At 45.5% G+C, this 18,539-nt stretch carries 10 protein-coding genes; 3 read left to right on the top strand and 7 right to left on the bottom strand.

What is annotated here, in order from left to right; all coding sequences use genetic code 11:
- The first annotated feature begins 64 nt into the window (after window positions 1-64).
- The 3 genes from KKZ03_RS19815 to gor all read left to right on the top strand — a co-directional run bounded on the left by KKZ03_RS19815 (window position 65) and on the right by gor (window position 2,322).
- The gene (locus tag KKZ03_RS19815) at window positions 65-349 is read left to right on the top strand and encodes an encapsulin-associated ferritin-like protein (RefSeq protein ID WP_243218475.1); all 285 of its coding nucleotides are present in this window, start codon (window positions 65-67) and stop codon (window positions 347-349) included.
- 20 nt (window positions 350-369) lie between these two features.
- Window positions 370-891, top strand: coding sequence for a peroxiredoxin (locus KKZ03_RS19810; protein WP_243218474.1), 522 nt, complete (start codon window positions 370-372; stop codon window positions 889-891).
- A 78-nt stretch (window positions 892-969) separates the two neighbouring features.
- Complete coding sequence (gene gor / locus KKZ03_RS19805; RefSeq protein WP_243218473.1) at window positions 970-2,322, top strand: glutathione-disulfide reductase; 1,353 nt, start codon at window positions 970-972, stop codon at window positions 2,320-2,322.
- Between the two features lie 245 nt (window positions 2,323-2,567).
- On the opposite strand, the gene KKZ03_RS19800 is transcribed toward gor, so the two are convergent.
- From KKZ03_RS19800 to KKZ03_RS19770, 7 genes are all read right to left on the bottom strand, one after another.
- Window positions 2,568-2,894 carry a hypothetical protein gene (locus KKZ03_RS19800; RefSeq protein ID WP_243218472.1) on the bottom strand — a complete coding sequence of 109 codons (327 nt, stop codon included), beginning with the start codon at window positions 2,892-2,894 and terminating at the stop codon, window positions 2,568-2,570.
- 565 nt (window positions 2,895-3,459) lie between these two features.
- On the bottom strand, window positions 3,460-4,935 hold the full coding sequence (locus KKZ03_RS19795) for an efflux transporter outer membrane subunit (protein WP_243218471.1): 1,476 nt from the start codon (window positions 4,933-4,935) through the stop codon (window positions 3,460-3,462).
- A gap of 137 nt (window positions 4,936-5,072) precedes the next feature.
- Complete coding sequence (locus KKZ03_RS19790; RefSeq protein WP_243218470.1) at window positions 5,073-8,201, bottom strand: multidrug efflux RND transporter permease subunit; 3,129 nt, start codon at window positions 8,199-8,201, stop codon at window positions 5,073-5,075.
- Window positions 8,198-11,314, bottom strand: coding sequence for an MdtB/MuxB family multidrug efflux RND transporter permease subunit (locus tag KKZ03_RS19785; protein WP_243218469.1), 3,117 nt, complete (start codon window positions 11,312-11,314; stop codon window positions 8,198-8,200). Before KKZ03_RS19785 ends, KKZ03_RS19790 begins: the two co-directional genes overlap by 4 nt.
- A 49-nt stretch (window positions 11,315-11,363) precedes the next feature.
- A complete protein-coding gene (locus tag KKZ03_RS19780) occupies window positions 11,364-12,620 on the bottom strand; it encodes an MdtA/MuxA family multidrug efflux RND transporter periplasmic adaptor subunit (RefSeq protein WP_243218468.1) in 1,257 nt (418 codons plus the stop codon).
- A gap of 810 nt (window positions 12,621-13,430) precedes the next feature.
- A complete protein-coding gene (locus KKZ03_RS19775; RefSeq protein ID WP_243218467.1) occupies window positions 13,431-14,753 on the bottom strand; it encodes a hemolysin family protein in 1,323 nt (440 codons plus the stop codon).
- Between the two features lie 30 nt (window positions 14,754-14,783).
- A complete protein-coding gene (locus tag KKZ03_RS19770; RefSeq protein ID WP_243218466.1) occupies window positions 14,784-18,527 on the bottom strand; it encodes a calcium-translocating P-type ATPase, PMCA-type in 3,744 nt (1,247 codons plus the stop codon).
- Window positions 18,528-18,539: the final 12 nt, after the last annotated feature.

Here is an 18,539-nt window from a genome sequence, read left to right as displayed (position 1 = left end):
AAACAGCATTTTGCACTTAACTCATGACTAACAATTTTTCACCTTTAAAATAGAGAATATAACTATGGCAAATGAAGGTTATCACGAACCGATTAATGAATTATCTGACGAAACACGGGATATGCATCGTGCCATTACTTCGTTAATGGAAGAGCTTGAAGCAATCGACTGGTACAACCAACGAGTGGATGCTTGTAAAGATAATGAATTAAAAGCTATCCTTGCACATAATCGCGATGAAGAGAAAGAACATGCGGCGATGATACTGGAATGGATTCGTAGAAAAGATACCAAGCTGGATAAAGAGTTACATGATTATTTATTTACCGATAAACCTATCGCCCATTAATTGAAAACCGGAGAAATAAAATGGCTTCAACTGTACCCAATGTTGTTTTTAAAACGCGTGTCCGTGATGAAAGTTTAGGTGGCGATAACCCTTTTCGTTGGCAAGATGTTAGTACCGATGATGTTTTTAAAGGCAAAAAAATCGTTATATTCTGTCTGCCTGGTGCCTTTACACCGACTTGTTCAAGCACGCATGTACCGGGTTACGATGCAAAATATCAGGAAATTATCGATCAAGGTATCGATGAAGTTTATTGTTTAAGTGTTAATGATGCATTTACCATGTTCCAATGGGGTAAACATTTAGGTGTTAAGCATGTAAAAATGCTGCCTGATGGTAATGGGGATTTTACCCAGGCCATGGGTATGCTGGTTAAAAAAGAAAACGTAGGCTTTGGTTATCGTTCATGGCGTTATTCCATGCTGGTTGACGATAAAACTATCGTCAAACTGTTTAGTGAACCCGGACAAACCGATAATTGTCCTGACGACCCGTTTACTGTCAGTGATGCTGACACCATGCTTGCTTATTTAAAGCAATAATTTTTATCTAATGCCAACCGGGTGTGAGTTGATCCACCCGGTTTTTTTTTCGCTAATTTTTGATCCAAGAGAGTTCAAATGACCCATTATGATGTTGACCTGTTTGTTATTGGAGCCGGTTCTGGAGGTGTTAGAGCTGCACGAACCGCTGCCGGATTGGGTGTTCGCGTTGCTATTGCCGAAAACCGTTACCTCGGTGGAACTTGTGTTAATGTCGGTTGCGTCCCCAAGAAATTATTCGTTTACGCGTCGCATTTTCGTGAAGACTTTATTGCCGCAAAAGGCTTTGGATGGTCGTTAAATACGCCGGAATTTGATTGGTCGCATTTGCTGGCCCAGAAAAATCAAGAGATTACCCGGCTACAAGGTGTTTACGAAGGTTTACTCAATAATTCCGGTGTTACCCTGATGGAAGGTCAAGCCCATCTGCTTGATGCGCATACCATAAGTATCGGTGAGCGGAAAATCAGTTGCGAACGCATCTTGATTGCTACCGGTGGCTGGCCTTCAGTGCCGGATATTCCCGGCAAGGAATGGGTAGTAACTTCCAATGAAATGTTCGCATTATCAACGCTTCCGAAGCGGATTTTGATTGTCGGCGGCGGTTATATTGCCGTTGAATTTGCCGGTATTATGCACGGTATGGGCGTTGCAACAACGCTGTGTTATCGTGGCGATAAATTGCTCCGCGGATTTGATGAAGATGTCCGGGGTTTTGTTGCCGAGGAAATGCAGAAAAAAGGCATCGAGATTTTGTTTAATACGCAAATCAGTTCCATTGAAAAAATCGGTACCAGTTTTCTTGCCTGTACCGATGAAAATGAGCAACTTGAGTTTGATCTTATTTTATATGCTACCGGCAGGAAACCCAACATTGACGGTTTAGGGCTTGAAACACTGGGTGTCGAACTCGATGCGAAAGGCGCAATAAAAGTTAACGAGGATTATCAAACCAACATCCCTTCACTTTTTGCCTTGGGTGATGTGACTAATCGGATTAACCTGACACCTGTTGCCACAGCTGAAGCAATGGCATTGGTTAACGGGCTTTATACCGATCAATCGACACCGGTTGATTATGATAATATTCCTACCGCCGTTTTTAGCCAGCCTAATATTGGCACCGTGGGGTTAACTGAAAACGAGGCGAAAAATCGTTATCCGGATATTGATGTTTATAAATCCGTTTTTAAACCCATGAAGCATACGCTTTCCGGGCTTGACGAGAAGACTCTGATGAAAATGATTGTCAGGCGAAGCACTGATAAAGTACTTGGCATTCATATGGTCGGGTCTGATGCCGGTGAAATAATTCAGGGCATGGCCGTTGCGATTCGCGCCGGCGCTACCAAAGCAATTTTTGATTCGACGATAGGGATTCATCCCACTGCCGCTGAAGAGTTTGTTACGATGCGTAATCCTGTCGACTGACAGGAAAAGCAATCTGAAAAAATCAGGTGCTAAAGTTTGGTGGCAAAGCTGTAAACCTAATGTTTCCCGTGGTGGCACGTTGTTTAGGAGGCTGTCCGAGAATAGAAAACCTACTGCGGAAAAGCTATTTCGACCATATTTTCCGTTCATTTTCGTTTAATAGAACAACTATTTGCCTCAAATGACCAAAAAATCTGACTCAAAATAGCTTTCCCTCGCTACGGTTCCTATTCTCGGACAACCTCCTAGTCAATAAAGGCTTCCCGTTGAGCCCAAAAACGCTCGGTATTTCCTTTGAACTGAAAGGGAATAATACCGTTAGCTTTGGCTTCTTCACCATCAAGAATAGTTACACTGGTTCCGCTTTTTACTACAAGGCATTTATCGCCGCTGTCCATGATTTCAGCAAAAGCTTTGTCATTATGGTCACCGACATATTTAAGCAGTTTTTCATAATCTTCTTTTTTGAGGCAAGCAATCTCGTTTGGTTTGAATGTCGTTTCTTGTAATGCATAAGAAGGCGCACCAAAACAGACGATTATTGCACACAATAACAGCTTGATTTTAATCATAAAAAACTCTCTTAAGTTTGCTGTAGACGGTTGGATTACCGGGTCAGATAATGAATGGATAAGATCAGTAATGAAGGTTTGGTGAGCTTCTTACCATCCAAGGAGGAGGGCGTTTTCATCTTTTTCCTCGTGCCGAGCGAAAAGTCGCCAAAATTTGAAACTGTTGTTCTTTTATTTTGTTGAGATGCAACAAGTAGCGTTTTTCTTTGTTTTATTTTAATCAACTATTGGCAATTATTAAAGAGTTAAGAGCTTATCGGTAAATAAAGACAGTCTCTATTTGTGCAAATTAATCACAAAGTAAGCGTTACGTCTTAATGCTTACTTTGTATTATTTGCAAAGTGCCAACAACTGATATGCGTCTCTTACGGTCGTGCACCTTTAATGAATTGGGTTTCGTGCTACCATGTTTACAAGCTGCATTCAAATGTTCCCATTCGATAAATAATGTCTGTGGAATAATTATCTATCTTAGTGGCTTGCAGTTGTATTTCGCGAGGTCATGTTTACGGAATTTATGATTAGTTATTAATTACCAACAAAAATAATGTTCAATCACGAGTATCAATTTATCGGAATAGGAAGAAACTGGGACCATTTGACTTCACCACCGACTTCATCCTGGCTGGGCAGCTCCGAAGTATTCCAACCACCTCCGAGAGATTTCACCAAAAGCACAGCCGTACTTAAGCGTTGGCCTTGAAGGTCAACCAATGTTTTTTCATTGGTAAGAGCAATTGCCTGATCAATCATGACATTAAGATAACTGACAGTTCCTGCTTTATATTGGTTGGTCGTTAACAGAACAGCCTTGTTGGCAGCATCTGCTGCTTTGTTCTGGACCTGCATTTGCTGTTCCAGTATACGCAGTGCCGCCAGATTATCTTCAACTTCCTGAAAGCCTACCAGAACAGTCTGGCGATAAGCCGCTACGTTGACATCGTAATTATCAATGGCTTGTTGCATTTGCGCGCCGCGTGCGCCACCATCAAACAAAGGGATTGCAACCGCTGCAGGCCCCAGTGCCCAATAACGTGCTCCTGCAGTCAGTAAGTTTTCCAGCGTAGAGGATTGTTGACCATTGGAAGCGGCAAGACTGAGGCTTGGGAAATAAGCGGCTTTGGCCACGCCTATCTGTGCATTGGCAGAGGCTGCGAGGCGTTCAGCGGCGGCAATGTCAGGCCTGCGTTCCAACAGTTGTGACGGGATACTAACCGGAATTGGTGGTAATAGTGAGTTTAGAGGCGCAATTACGATGGTGAGTTCGGATGGAGTTTTACCCATTAACATGGCTATGGCGTGTTCAAGTTGTGCTCTTTGAACACCGAGATTGATCGCCTGTGCCCTGGCTGATTCAAGCTGGGTTTCGGCCTGGACGATTTCCGATTTTGCCGCTATGCCTGCTGCGTAACGGTTTTGGGTAATCTTAAGGGTTTTTTCATAGGTTATAACCGTATCATTAATCAGTTTTGTTTGTGCATCAAGTGCTCGTAACAGAAAGTAATTTTGGGCTAGTGTTGTTTGGGTTGACAAGCGTAATGCCTGCAAGGTGGCTGCACTGGCTTGGGCATTGGTTTCACTGGATTCGACCTGTCGCCTTACACTGCCCCATAAATCCGGTTCCCATGCGGCGCTCAATGCAGCTCCGAACAGATACTTGACGCCCGAAACCGCGACGTTTTGGCCACTGGCAGCTCTAAAACGGTTGACTGTTGCAGCACCCGTCGCAGTAGGAAAATAGGCGGCGCTTGCACTCTGCACCAAGGATTGTGCCAGTCTATATTGTGCTTCGGCTTTGGCGATAGACTGGTTACCAATATTAACCTGCTCTTCCAGAGTGTTCAGATATGGGTCTTTGAATATTTCCCACCATTTACCAGGAATTTTATTGTCGCTTGGCTGCGCTATCTTCCAGCCTTTAATTTCTTTGAAATTGATGGCAGTAGCACTGCTGGGCCTTCGGTAATCCGGGCCTACAGTACAGGCAGTGGATAGTAAAAAACAGCTAACGGTTAATAACCGTAATGAGTAGATAATCATAAGTAATTTTTAACCAGTCCTGTTATCAAAGATATTCGCTGTAGGGCTTGTCATGTACATGTCTTGGATGAGTAAGCTGGCACAGATAGTACGCCCTAGGATGGAAGAACAAAATTTACCTGAATGAGTCGCTTTACTCATAGCGGATCTACCCGGTTTGATAGCGGCTTTGCAGTGTCAGGGCGAAAGGTACGGCGGCACCAGGATTGAAAGCGGTCCAGGTAAAGATAAATAACGGGGGTCGTGTAAAGCGTGAGTAGTTGGCTGAACAGTAATCCGCCGACGATAGCGATACCTAAAGGACGGCGTAATTCGGCACCGTAACCGGTTCCAAGGGCAAGCGGTACCGCCGCGAATAAGGCTGCAAAAGTCGTCATCATAATGGGTCGAAAACGCATTAAACAGGCACTGAAAATAGCATCTTCAGCGCTCATGTCTTGTGTGCGTTGTGCATGTAAAGCAAAATCTATCATCATGATGGCGTTCTTTTTAACAATGCCGATCAGTAAAATAACCCCAATCATGGCAATGATACTAAAGTCGGTTTGGCAAACAAACAGTGCCAAAATTGCTCCAACTCCTGCAGATGGCAAGGTAGAAATAATAGTCAGTGGATGCACATAGCTTTCGTATAAAACACCCAGAACGATATAAATTGAGGCTAAAGCCGCCAGAATCAACCACGGTTGATTGCTAAGAGACTCTTTAAATGCCTTGGCGGTACCTTGAAAACTGCCATGTACCGAAGCAGGAACTCCCAGGTCATTCATGGTTTCAGCTATCAGTTGGGTTGCCGTTGACAGTGATATGCCGGGAGCAAGATTGAAAGACAGGGTGCCTGCAGGAAACTGGCCTTGATGATTGACGGCCAACGGCGTGTTGGTGACACTATAGCTTGCAAAAGCAGACAGTGGTACCTGTCCGCCAGATGGATTCTCGAGGCTGGGTGGAACGCTGACATAGAGGTTTTTTAAGGTTTCCGGGCTTTGTGAATATTCAGGTGCGACTTCCAAAATAACACGATATTGATTAAGCGGATTGTAGATGACGGAAACCTGCCGTTGTCCGAAGGCATTGTTTAACGTGGCATTGATCAAGGTCTGACTGACGCCAAGTTTAGCTGTCAGGTCTCGATCTATCTTGAGAGCGATTTGTTGGCCTTTATCTTCCTGGTTGGTATTTACATCCAATAGTTCGGGGCGTTTAGACAAGGCTTTGACGATACGGGGTACCCAGGTTCGAAGCTCAATCAAGTTATCGGCTTGTAGCGTGTATTCATACAGGGCAGATGATCCGCGTCCACCGATACGAAGATCCTGAGGCGGTTGTAGTATCAAGCGAGCTCCTGGTACATTTTCCATGTTACTGCGCAGTCGCGCCATCAGTTCATCGATGCTTAGTTTACGTTCTTCCAGTGGTTTAAGCGTTGCAAACATTTGTCCACTGTTCATGCCTCGAGAGCCCCCGGTAAAACCGATGACGGTCTCAATTTCGGAATCTTTACGCATAATATCGACAAATTCAGCCAGTTTTTTCTGCATGGCCGCAGATGAAATACTCTGGTCTGCCTTTATATTCCCTGATAATCTGCCGGTATCCTGAATAGGGAAGAAGCCTTTAGGAACAATCATATAAAGGTAGACATTTAAGCCTACCGTACACAACAGTAATAACATGACCAAGGGGCCGTGGCGTAATGCCCAGTGCAGGGAGCTTTTGTAGCTTGCCAATAGACGATTGCCCAGTTGATTGGCGAAACCATGAAACCGGCCCCGTGACCGAATTTCTGTTGGTCTTAGCCATAGTGCGCAAAGCATGGGGGTAGTCGTCAGCGAGATAACCAGTGAAACCATCACTGCTGCCGAAAGTGTAATCGCAAATTCCTGAAAAAGACGTCCAACTATACCGCCCATCAATAAAATGGGAATGAACACTGCAATAAGCGATAAACTCATGGTTAACACGGTAAAGCTGACTTCACCGGCACCTTTTAAAGCCGCTTCCCTTGGCGGAACTCCAAGCTCTATATGGCGCTTGGTATTTTCCAAAACCACGATGGCATCATCAACGACAAAGCCGGTAGCGATGGTGAGTGCCATCAGTGACAGGTTATCCAAGCTGTAGTTACATAAATACATCACGCCGAAAGTGCCAATCAGGGATACCGGTACGGTAATCACAGGAATCATTGAGGAGCGTAGGTCTCCCAGGAATATAAACACCACCAGAATGACCAAAATTACCGCAATTAAAAGGCTAAGTTCAACTTCATTAAGAGAGGCGCGGATAGTTTTGGACCGGTCTTGAACCACTGAAAGATCAATGGTGTTGGGAATGGATGCCTGTAATTGAGGTAGCAGTAACTTTATTTTATCGACGGTTTCGATGATGTTGGCGCCGGATTGTTTACTAATGATCAATAATACCGATGGCTTACCATCCTTGAGTCCCGCAGTCCTAGAATCTTCAACAGAATCGATAACCTGACCAAGATCTGCGAGATGTACGGCAGCACCATTGCGATAAGTGACGATGAGCGGCAGATAATCGTTTGCTGTTTTGGCTTGATCATTGGCGTAGATTAGCCAGTTTCGCGTGGCATCTTCCAGGGCACCTTTGGGTATATTGGCATTGGTTCCTACGATTGCCGTGCGTACGTCTTCGAAACCGATCCCATATTTGGTCAGGGCAACCGGGTTTAGCTCAACCCTGACCGCTGGCAGTGAGCTGCCACCTATGTTTACTTGTCCTATACCTTCAATTTGCGCTATTTTTTGTGAAAGAGTGGTTGAGGCAGCATCGTAGAGCTGGCCTCGGGTCATGGTTTCCGAGGTTAACGCCATAATCATAATCGGCGAGTCAGCCGGGTTGATCTTGCGGTAACTGGGGCGAGCGGGCATATTACTGGGCAGCAGGTTGTTTGCCGCGTTGATTGCTGCCTGTACATCACGTGCAGCGCCATCAATATCGCGATTCAGATCAAACTGTAAGATAATGCTGGTGGTGCCGGCAGAGCTGGCGGAAGTCATTTCGGTGACACCGGCGATATTCCCAAGAGCACGCTCAAGCGGGGTTGCCACCGAAGAACTCATGGTTTCCGGACTGGCTCCTGGTAAGGATGCCTGTACCGATATGGTAGGGAAATCAACTTGGGGTAATGGTGCGACCGGTAATTGGTAAAAAGCGATCAGACCTACTAAAGTAACTGCCAGCGTCAGCAGCGTGGTTGCAACCGGACGATAGATGAAATAAGCCGATAGGTTCACGGCAAATCCTGGTCAGTAACAAAGCTGGTTTGTTTCGTATCATCACTTTTCGATATTCGCCGCCCCAGTTTGTCAAAAGCGAGATAAATGACCGGAGTCGTAAACAGTGTTAGCAGCTGGCTTAAGATCAACCCGCCGACCATCGTGATGCCCAGTGGATGGCGCAGTTCTGATCCCACTCCGGTGCCCAACATTAGGGGGAGGGCGCTTAGTAATGCGGCCATTGTGGTCATCATGATGGGTCGAAAGCGTAAAAGACAGGCTTGATAGATGGCATCCTTGGGCGACATACCTTGTTTGCGTTCCGCAACAAGGGCAAAATCTATCATCATGATGGCATTTTTCTTGACGATGCCGATGAGCAGAATAATACCGATGATTGAAATTATCCCCAGATCATTACCTGACAGCATCAGTGCAAGCAAGGCACCAACACCGGCTGAAGGTAACGTTGACAGGATTGTGACCGGATGTATGTAACTCTCATAGAGCACACCCAAGACAATATATACGGTTACCAGTGCGGCGAGAATCAGCCATAGCGTATTTGACAACGAGGTGCTAAAAGCCAGCGTAGCTCCCTGATAATTGGCGACTATGCTGGCAGGTAGGGCAATTTTTTGTTTGGCTGTTTCGATGGCCTCAATAGTTTCACCGAGAAAAGCGCCGGGAGCGAGGTTAAAAGAAATCGTGGTGGCAGGAAATTGCCCCAAATGATGAGTAACCAGCGGTGCTGATTTTTCTGATACGGTAGCTATCGTTGATAGTGGTATCTGCATTCCATCAGAGGAGGCGACCCAACTATTTTTTAGATCATCCAGACCCTGCCGATATTCGGGTTTTACTTCAAGAACCACGCGGTACTGGTTGGACTGAGTAAAAATAGTGGAAACCAGGCGCTGTCCATAGGCATCATAGAGTGCATTATCAATAGCCGCAATACTGACGCCCATGCGACTGGCAGTGCTGCGATCTATATCGACAAACGCTTGTAGGCCTTCTTCCTGAAGGTTATTGGTCACATTGGCAAATTGTGGTTGTTGGGATAATTCTTTTACGAGAACTTCTGTCCAGTGACTTAACTCATCACGATTGGCTGATTCCAGCGTAAATTGATACTGACTACGACTAACACGATTTTCAATAGTCAGATCTTGCACCGGCTGCATGTATAGTTTAATGCCTTGTACCTCGTCAAGCGCAGGTTGTAGTCTGTTAATAACTTCCGTGGCATTCATTTTTCTTTTGGCCAGCGGTTTCAGTGTGATCATGATCCGCCCACTATTGAGTGTGGGATTGGTCGCATCGACGCCAATAAAGGAAGCAATGCTTTCGACTGCAGGGTCTTTCAGGATAACTTTGCCCAAGGCTTGTTGGTGTTCAGCCATGGCTGAAAATGAAATGGATTGAGGTGCTTCCGAGATACCCTGAATAACCCCGGTATCCTGGATAGGAAAGAAACCTTTAGGTACCACAATGTACAGCAGCACGGTAAGTGCCAGAGTGGTAACGGCTATAATTAGCGTTGCCACCTGATGCTCCAGAACCCGGTCGAGCATTCTGGCGTAGCCTGCCGTCGTTCTATCGAAAAATCGTCCACTGGCAAGATAAAACCAGCCTTTAGGTTCTTCAGAGAGAGGATGCAGCATTTTCGCACACATCATCGGCGTGAGGGTCAAGGAAATAAAAGCGGAGAGCAGGATGGCTACGGCGAGAGTGATGGCAAATTCGCGAAACAGACGTCCGACTATATCGCCCATGAATAATAACGGTATCAGTACGGCAATCAGTGAAAAAGTCAGCGAGATAATAGTAAAGGCAATTTGTTCAGAACCTTTGAGTGCGGCATTTAAAGGTGATTCGCCTTTTTCAATGTAGCGGGTAATATTTTCGATAACAACAATGGCATCGTCAACCACGAAACCGGCAGCAATGGTCAATGCCATAAGGGTCAGGTTGTTGATGCTAAAGTCAGCCAGATACATAAATGCAAAAGTGCCGATTAACGACAGTGGTACGACAATACCCGGGATGGCGGTCGCAGAAGCATTACGCAGAAACAGGTAAATAACCAGCACCACAAGTGCCAGCGCAATGAGTAGTTCCATTTGTACGTCTTCAACCGAGGCACGAATCGTGGTTGTGCGATCAGTTAATAGCGTAACATCAAGGCTGTTTGGTAGTGCTTCTTGTAATTTAGGCAGCAATTGCTTAATGCGGTCGACAACAGCAATAACATTGGTGCCGGGTTGACGTTGAATATTGACAATAACTGCCGAACTGCCGTTTGCCCAGGCAGCGAGTCTTACGTTTTCCGCATCGTCACTGGCATCGGCGATATCTGCCAAGCGCACCGGCCTGCCATTACGGTAAGCAATAATAAGAGACCGATATTCTGCGGCTGATTGAAGTTGATCATTGGCATCAATAATAGCTGATCGGGTCGGCCCATCGAACATGCCTTTGGGTTGATTAACGTTGGCGTTGGCTATTGCCAACCGCAGATCTTCGAGACTTATTCCGTAAGCTACCATTGCAGCAGGATTTGCCTGGATGCGAACAGCCGGTCTTTGGCCACCACTGATAGTGACCAGTCCGACCCCTGATAACTGCGATAGTTTTTGCGCCAGACGGGTGTCCACCAGATCTTCTACTTTGGGTAAAGGCAGTGTTTTTGAACTGACTGCCAGTGTCAGTATCGGTGCGTCAGCGGGATTTATTTTACTGTAGATCGGCGGCATCGGCAGATCAGCAGGCAAGTAATTATTGGCGGCGTTGATGGCTGCCTGTACTTCTTGTTCTGCAATATCAAGACTTAAATTCAGGTTGAACTGAAGGGTGATAACAGAGGCGCCACCCGAGCTTGAAGAAGACATCTGGTTTAAGCCGGGTAACTGGCCAAGTTGGCGCTCCAAAGGCCCGGTAATTAACGATGTCATTACTTCCTGACTCGCGCCCGGATATAAGGTGGCGACCTGAATCGTCGGATAGTCGACCTGAGGCAGGGCTGAAATAGGCAGTTCACGGTAAGCAACTATTCCGACCAGTAGCAGTGCGAGCATTATTAACGAAGTGGCGACCGGACGCAGGATGAAAGTGCGTGAAGGATTCATTATTGGGTAGCCTGGTCGAGGTGTAAGGCAGTTTTAACGGGAAGAGTAATCACTCGTCATTACCGCTTTTTCGATTTTTGTTGCGATGGTCTTTTTTATCGGGGAGGAGCGGCTCTTGGTCAACAGCCGCAGTTGCTTCAGGAGTGATCAGTTTAATCAGCATATTTTCACGTAGTTTATCGGCACCATCGACAACGACCAGTTCATCAGCTTGAAGTCCTTCAAGTACGGCAACTTTTTCACCCTCTATAGGCCCCAGCTTTAATGGTTTAATACTGACGGTTTGATCAGCTTTAACGACATAAGCGAAGGTTCCCATCACTCCCCGTTGAATAGCCGCAGTCGGTATGATGGTTACCGAGTGCAACGTACCCATATCCATTTTGATATTAACAAACTGGTTTGAAAAAAAAGCATTGTCTTCATTGGTAAACTGACCTTTAAGCTTTACGGTTCCTGTATTTATGTCAATTTGGTTGTCTACGGCGAAAAGCTGTCCTTGCCCAAGCTTTATCTGGCCTTTACGGTCATAGGCTTCAATAGCCAAGCTATTGTTATTGGAGTGAAATTGTTTCATGACGGACGGCAAGTTATCTTCCGGTAAGGTAAAGACAACGGCAATAGGATGAATTTGTGTGATGACAGCGAGTCCGTTGGTGTCGGAAGCCTTAACCATATTGCCCTGATCTACCAAACGTAAGCCCAGACGTCCGCTTATGGGTGCGGTGATTTTTGTGTAGCTTAATTGAAGCTTGGCATCTGCGAGCAGTCCACGGTCTATTGCTACCGTGCCCTGGTATTGTTTGACCACTGATTCCTGGGTGACCGATTGTTGCGCGGCGATGGAATCTTGCTCCAACAGGGTTTTGTAGCGAACAAGATCAATCCGGGCATTATTTAACAGGGCTTCATCGCGTTGCAACTGGCCTTCGACTTGCATAAGTTGTACCTGAAAAGCGCGCGGGTCGATTTCAGCCAGGAGATCACCCTCTTTTACTATTTGGCCTTCCTTGAAAGTAACACGAATAAGTTCGCCATCAACACGCGACCTTATCGTGACTGTGCGTAGCGCCGTAATGGTTCCCAAGCCGTTCAGATAAACAGGAAAATCGCCTTGAGTGGCTTTTACCGCAGCGACTGCGACAACCGGATCAGCAAATTTGCCTGATTTTTTGTCATTATTGCCCGGTTGAGTACCGGCATGACTAAAAAGATAAGCCGCTATGGCGATCAGCAAGATTACTGCTGTCGCTGTTTTCCAGTGAAATTTTCCTGTCGTTGTTTCTTTGTTTTCTGCCGGTATCATCAGTAGTCCAGTTTCACGCTTTATTAAATAGGTTGGAATTGTATTATCTTAAAAATGCGGTTTATTTAAGCTATACAGACTAAAATCATGCCGTTATAAATAGGGTTGTGCAAAATATTGAATCCGGTCTTTTGGTTGCTGTAGGTTTGGTTGTTATGACGATATTTTTAACTAATCTGCGTTCGTCAATAAGGCGCTTTCATCTTTGTTCAGGTAGCCTCATTGGTATTTGATGAGTGACATGTTTATGCAACTATCTTCACGGCTTCATCGTGGACTATGATTTTTTTGGTGACGTTTGATTTCTCATTAGTTATGGTGTGGTGCAGGGTAGTGATGCCCTGTTTTGATACTTACTTTAACGATGAAAAGTGCAAGCAATTTGAAGCAAATGTGCAAACAATGTGCAGATGTTCAGCAATGGCTCTGTCAAAAGTACCCAGCTGTTTTTTACCCTAAAGAGCTCTCTGTAACATCTTATGCTCATTGATATAGGGCGTATAGCGATAGAAAGCTTGATGCTCTCTACATATACTGCATATACTGCTAATTAGGTTGCGTATTCTATCATTTTTAAGTTTGTAAGGTTGTTATCTTCATGTTTTTAAGCGCTATCATTGTGATATGGTCTGTCAATAAATAGTCTGTAAAAGCCTGCGCTGATTGTCGCTGATACTGCATGCCGTCATTTTTTATAGTACGATTTACTGTTAACTGCTTCCGGAAAATATCGGTCATAAAATTGATTGCAGAGGCAGATTATGATGTCTGCCCTAAATTGGATGATGCTGTTCCAGTTAGCCGTCACGTCTAAAAATCCTCGGTTTTATTAGGGTAGATATGCACAAAAAGCGTTTTTGGTCCGTTCATTTTTTGTACTACAATATCAAATTGATTGAATTCAATTTTCTGACCTTCTACCGGAATATCCTGAAGTCTTGACATAATGAGACCACCGATTGACACTTCATCTTCCAGCTCAAGTTCTTCATTTTCAATATCGATTCCCAAAATCCGTTCCAGCGAGAATATCGGTAAACTACCTTTGACGATAAGGGTGCCATCCTCAAGCCGATTCCAGTCATTATTGTTTTGACGAAACTCGTCACGTATCTCGCCGACCATGGCACTTAACAAATTATCCAGCGTTATAAAGCCTTGGGGTTTTTGTCCTTTTTGTCCGATGACGGCAAAATGTGCCGCGCCCATTCTAAAGTAACGAAATAATTCCAGAGCCGGTGTGTCATGAGAGATATATTGAATCGGTCTCAGGTATTGATGCAAGTCTTCAATTTTTTGATTATTTTGCTTGGCAAAAAATAAATCTTTTAAATGAATGACACCCAGTACATCAATACCGTTAGTATCAAAATAAGGATAACGACTGTAGCGATTGTCATAGATAGTATTCAGGTTTGCCTGCAAAGATTTGGATCGGTACAGAGCAATAATTTCGTTAATTGGGCGCATCAGGTCAGAGACTTCCAGGGCACTAAAATCAAGTGTTTTTGCCAGAATATTCCATTCGTCACGGGTAAATCGATCATCCTGGCCGTTGCCACGCAAAATAAGTTTAAGTTCGTCAGCTGAATAATGTGCATCGTGGCTATGGACATTACCTAAACCAAACAGGCGTAGTACTAAATTGGAACTGGAACTTAGCAACCAGATAGCTGGATACATTAGCCAATAAAAACAATAGAGTGGTACTGCGCTCCATAGCCCGATTTGTTCAGGATTTCGAATGGCGATTGATTTTGGTGCAAGTTCACCAACAACGATATGCAGAAACGAGATGATGGAAAATGCGCAAGTAAATGAGATGGCATGTATCAGTTCCGGCGATGTGACTCCCAGTTTGCCAAGAGCAGGTTCCAAGAGGCTTGCAAAAGCAGGTTCACCGATCCAGCCCAAGCCTAGAGACGCGAGTGTAATGCCGAGCTGGCAGGCTGACAAATAAGCATCCAGTTTTAAGTGGACTGTCGCCAAAATGCGACCGCTCCAACCGCGTGTATCGGCGATCTGGCGAATCCGTGTCTGTCGTAATTTAACAAGACTAAATTCAGCTGCTACAAAAAAGGCATTGAGTGCAACCAGCAACAAAGCGACAATGATCAATAACAGATTATTCATTATTTTATATTTTAGGTATAGATAAGTTTTTTAAATTAATGCTTGTTTTTGAAATAATAATTGTCTTAACAGCTTGCGTAACTCCTCAATAATAAGTACGGATGAGGCAACCCCGGTCGCAATCAACCAATCCAGTTGTGTCAATGGCGTGGTATGGAATAGAGCTTGTGCTGGTGGCCAATGAATCACCAGAATTTGCAACAGGATCACAGAGGCAATGGCTAGCCAGAGCATTCTATTAGCAAAGAAATTACGGTTAAAGGTTGTGTATTTTTCAGCTCGGGCATTAAAAACATTAAATATCTGGAAGAGCACAAAGGTAGTAAAAGCGATTGTTGTGGCATGGTCAGCTTTTCCGGTTTGTAAGCCATAATATAAAACACCAAGGGTGCCCAGGGCCATTGTTAACCCGAAGCCAAAAAGATTACCAAAGCGGCGTAAGGAAAGTATACGGGCATCCGGGTCACGGGGCGCTTCGTTCATGCTGGCTGTTCGGGCCGGATCAACGCCCAGTGACATGGCGGGTGGGCCATCCATGATAATGTTGATCCACAGCAATTGTACGGCAGTAAACGGGATAGGCATTCCCAGTAGCGGGGCAATAGCGACCGTCAGGATAGCGCCGATATTGGTGGATAGTTGGAAACGGACAAATTTAACCATATTATCGTAAATTCCTCGCCCTTCCTTGATCGCCTTGACTATGGTGGCAAAATTATCATCCGTCAGTATCATCGTTGCCGCTTCCCTGGCGACATCAGTACCGGTAATTCCCATGGCGATGCCAATGTCGGCATTTTTTAAGGCAGGTGCATCATTGACACCGTCACCGGTCATGGCGACGACGTGACCATCGGCTTTTAACGCTTGTATGATCCGTACTTTTTGTTCTGGCGCGGTGCGGGCAAAAACACCAATGGCATTAATACACAAAGCCAAAGTATCATCATCCATCTTGGTTAAGTCTGTACCTTCAATCACTTCACCTTTCAGCCCCAGTTCCTGGGCAATGGCCAAGGCGGTCACTTTCTGGTCGCCGGTAATCATCTTGACGGCAATACCTGCTTGTTGGCAGAGTTTGATTGCTTCGCGTGCTTCAGCTCTGGGCGGATCCATCAGCCCCACCAGTGCGACAAAGCCAAGTTCCTTGATATATTGAAACAGATCAGTATTCAGATCAACCGTATCAGCGGGCAACGAACGAACGGCGACTCCCAGTACACGTAAGCCGCTGCCGGCCATGATGTCATTTTGTTTCAATATTTTATTGTGTTGAAACGGTGTTGGTTTTTGATCTTCTTCAACAATCGAAATTACCGACTGACATAGTTTTACGATAACTTCAGGCGCACCCTTAATAAATATTTTGATATGATCGCCATCACGATGAAATGTTGCCATAAATTTATGTTCGGCATCAAACGGAATTTCGGCAATCCGGGGCAGTTGGTTGTTGAGTTGTTCCTTATTAATACCACCTTTAGCGGCAAGTACCAGTAATGCGCCTTCCATAGGATCACCGATTACCTGGTTGCCTTGTAACTGGCTGTTGTTGCAAAGCGCCAGAGGCAGCAATAAATTGGACATGTTTTCGGGTGAATGACGGGGTAGAATTTCTCCCGTAAGACTGTAACCTTCTCCACTAACTTTATAGCTTTGATTGTTATAAAACAGTGACCGGGCAGTCATTTGATTAACCGTTAACGTCCCCGTTTTGTCAGTACAGATAACGGTAGTGCAGCCCAGTGTTTCTACCGCAGCCAAGCGCTTGACAATGGCGCGCTGGCCAGCCATCCGATGCATACCCAGTGCCAAAGTAACGGTAACTACCGCAGGCAAGCCTTCGGGTATGGCCGCTACAGCGAGTGCGATAGCAGTAAACGCCGTTTGAATCAACGGCTCTCCCCGCCATAGCGCGCTGGCAAATAAAATAACAATGATGACTAGCGCAAACACTACCAAGCGTTTACCCAAGCTATCGAGCTGGATTTGCAGTGGTGTGGCTCCATCTTCCGTTTGTGTTAACAGGTTTGCAAGCTTGCCGATCTCGGTATTCATACCGGTGGCAGTTACCACCATTTCTGCGCGCCCCCGGGTAACGGTGTTGTTCATATAGAGCATGTTGTTACGTTCGGCTAGAGGGGTAGCAGTATTGGCAAGAATATGATTTTGTTTGGCAACAGGAATTGATTCGCCGGTCAGCGACGACTCATCGACTTCCAGCGAATGAGCGGTAAGAACACGACCGTCTGCCGGTATTTTGCTGCCGGCTTCGAGAATGACAATATCGCCAGGCACAAGCAAGTCGGCTGATATTTCCAGAGTACGCCCGTCCCGGCGTATCTTGGCTTTGAATGCCAGCATCTTTTTTAGCGCACTTAATGATTTTTCCGCCTGAAATTCCTGATAAAACCCTAATAAGGCGTTAATGATAACGACCACTAAAATAACGATGCCGTCTTTTAAATCCCCAATAATCGCCGCGATAATTGCCGCTGCAATCAACGCCAGAATAAGAAAACTTTTAAATTGGGATAATAATAAAACCCAGAGAGAGCGGGGCGGTTTTTCGGTAAGTTGGTTGGGTCCGTAATCCTGCAAGCGTTCTGTGGCAGCTACTTTTGTCAAGCCGGTGGCCAGATCGGAAGTCAGTTTATGGAGTACTTCTTTTACCGATAAAATATACCAGGCAGGATGGCTTTCCAACTCTGGGGGCAATTCTTCTTGCTGAAGTTTTAGCCATGCCTGCCATACTGACAGCAACACCGCCAGAATAACCGGTCCGAGAAAAAGGCCTATGGCACCGAAGGTGGTAAGCCCGCCAAGTACACCAAATAACACGACGAGAAAAGGTACCCGGCTGGCGCCACTGATGACCAGTGGACGAATCACATTATCGACGGTACTGACGACTAAAAACCCCCAAAGTAACAGACCTACGCCGGGCCAAAACTGATCCATAAAAATCAGGGTGATGCCGGTAGGAAACCATACCAGCGTTGCTCCCATAGGAATCATGGCCAACAACGCGGTGATGGCGCCAAACAGTAACGGTGCTTTGACGCCGGCAATGGCGTAGCCCAATCCGGCCAGCGTACCTTGAGCGAGTGCGGCAAGGACCAAGCCATAAACTACCGCACGGACAGTGCTGCCTGCAGCCTGTAAGTAGATGTGCTGATATTTCCCCAGAAAATGAACCACCCCTGTCTGTAATTGTTTAAGCATATCCTTGCCGTCACGAAAACAAAAAAATACGGTGACGAGAATAACGCCCAATTTCATAACGTTGTGGCCGATACTGCCAAGGAATTTTGCAAAGCCCCCTAGCCCTTGCTTTGCCCAATCAGCCAGTTGCGTGGCAACCTCCAGTCGGTCATTGGTTAATTTATCCAGCCATTCCTGTAAATAATTGCCCAGCCAGGGTATCCGGACTATAAAGTCAGGAAGCAGATAGGGTTGGTGGTTAAAATTGCCCATCAGGCTTTGATAGGCTATTTTGGTCTCATCCTGTAACATGGCTGCCAGCCAGTAGATGGTCAGAGCAATCACCGTGGCAATAATTGCCGTCATGACTCCTGCACTAAGGCTGGCCCGGTTTTTAAGCTTATGCTTTAACCACTGATAAGGCGGCCACATGACATAAACGATAATAATTGCCCAAACAAGTGTGAGCAAAAACTCTTGCAACACCATAAATCCCAGTACCAATAAGCCTGCCAAAAGAATGCCTGGAATAAGATGCCGGATCGGTTTATTGCCTAATAAATCATTCATGGCTGTAGCCTA

It is taken from the genome of Methylobacter sp. S3L5C (assembly GCF_022788635.1).
Lineage (GTDB): Bacteria > Pseudomonadota > Gammaproteobacteria > Methylococcales > Methylomonadaceae > Methylobacter_C.
The sequence above is the reverse complement of the archived record's forward strand: the minus strand, read 5'-3'. Positions and strand labels throughout refer to the sequence as shown.